This window comes from Actinosynnema sp. NPDC023658, assembly GCF_040639995.1.
GTDB lineage: Bacteria > Actinomycetota > Actinomycetes > Mycobacteriales > Pseudonocardiaceae > Actinosynnema.
The window spans coordinates 1-1,063 of sequence record NZ_JBFAAX010001481.1 but is presented as its reverse complement, the minus strand read 5'-3'; the positions used below and the strand labels follow the sequence as shown (position 1 = coordinate 1,063).

The following is a 1,063-nucleotide window of genomic DNA, read 5'->3' as shown; positions in this document are numbered from 1 at the left end:
GCAGCTCGGGTTCCGCCGGGACGCGGCGGAACCACGCGGCCAGCGCCAGCTCGGCCCGGCTACCCCAGCGGCGGTAGATGACGGATTTACTCGTTCCCGCTCGGATCGCGACACCCTCTATGGTGAGCCGGGCGTAGCCGACCTCGCACAGCTCGTCCCAGGCCGCGTCCAGGATGGCCTGCTCCAGCTGTGCGCCGCGTCGGCGCGACTTGATCCCGGTCACCCTGCCCCTTTACCCGACCTTTAGATACTTTGCGTTTCTTATCGTACGGGTCTACCTTGGCGCATGTTAGACACGATTCGTTTCTTATGGGGGAGCATCGTTGCTGAGCCGCTTGCTGCGTACCCACCTGCGGCCGTACCGGCGTGAGCTGACGGTCGTGCTCGTGCTACAGCTGATCGGCACCGTCGCCTCGCTGTACCTGCCGAGCCTCAACGCCGACATCATCGACTTCGGCATCGCCGCCGGGGACACCGGCTACATCCTGTCCACCGGCGGCTGGATGGTCGGTGTGTCGGTCATCCAGATCCTCTCGTCCGTGGGCGCGGTCTACTACAGCGCCCGCATCGCGATGAGCTTCGGCCGCGACGTCCGCGCCGCCGTCTTCCACCGCGTGGGCGAGTTCTCCGCGCGCGAGGTCGCCACGCTCGGCCCGTCGTCGCTGATCACCCGCACCACCAACGACGTGCAGCAGGTGCAGCTGCTGGTCGTCATGGGGTGCACGATGCTGGTCAACGCGCCGATCATGTGCGTGGCGGGCATCATCATGGCGCTGCGCGAGGACGTCGGCCTGTCGTGGCTGCTCGTCGTCTGCGTGCCGGCGCTGGCCATCGCGGTCGGCCTGATCGTCATCCGCATGGTCCCGCAGTTCCGGTTGATGCAGGAGCGCATCGACGCGGTCAACCGCGTGCTGCGCGAGCAGCTCTCCGGCATCCGCGTGGTGCGGGCGTGCGGGCGGGGCCGGGCCGCGGGCCCGCGCGGCGCGGGGCTGAGAGGGGCGGGGAGCGCGACCCCGCTGGGGGGGGGGCGGGGTCGCGCGGGGGTGATGGAGGTGGGGTTGGT

The 1,063-nt window shown here is 69.4% G+C and carries 2 protein-coding genes; one reads left to right on the top strand and one right to left on the bottom strand.

What is annotated here, in order from left to right; translation table 11 throughout:
• On the bottom strand, nt 1-223 hold a 223-nt coding region (locus AB0G02_RS41955; RefSeq protein WP_360806681.1), incomplete at its 3' end, for a helix-turn-helix domain-containing protein.
• A gap of 100 nt (nt 224-323) precedes the next feature.
• Between AB0G02_RS41955 and AB0G02_RS41950 the strand changes: the two genes are divergently transcribed.
• Nucleotides 324-1,063, top strand: a 740-nt coding sequence (locus tag AB0G02_RS41950) for an ABC transporter permease (RefSeq protein WP_360806678.1), incomplete at its 3' end; no start/stop codon positions are given.